The organism is Streptococcus oralis, from assembly GCF_001578945.1.
In the GTDB taxonomy this organism is placed as follows: Bacteria; Bacillota; Bacilli; order Lactobacillales; family Streptococcaceae; genus Streptococcus; species Streptococcus oralis_Q.
The window spans coordinates 1-352 of the sequence record NZ_KQ969638.1 but is presented as its reverse complement, the minus strand read 5'-3'; the positions used below and the strand labels follow the sequence as shown (position 1 = coordinate 352).

The 352-nt window shown below is 31.2% G+C and carries 1 pseudogene; it reads right to left on the bottom strand.

The annotated features are described in order from the left end of the window. A pseudogene (locus SORDD16_RS10170) lies at positions 1-352 on the bottom strand (hypothetical protein); the annotation flags it as partial.

The following is a 352-nucleotide window of genomic DNA, read 5'->3' as shown; positions in this document are numbered from 1 at the left end:
CCATACTCTTCACGGTATTTCTCTTGATTTTTATTGACTGCATTCAAGTTCTCTAGCGTTACTACATTGGACTTGAAAAATGATACCAAAAATAGTCCTAAGAAAATAGGTGAAATTGGCAATAAAGCAAGCAATAAATGTGCCAGAAGATTATTAAGACCATTAGTAAAGAGATTGATTCCAGACATTAATAGCCATAAAAACAAAATAACATTCAAAAACTTTTTAATATTTAGAGAATCAAAATAATCTTTTTTAGCGCGTTGCTTAGTAACAAGGATATAGATAAGGTAAATCAGTGATAAGACAAAACCTATCCAGTAGACGATACGAACTGCTACTAGAGGGATTA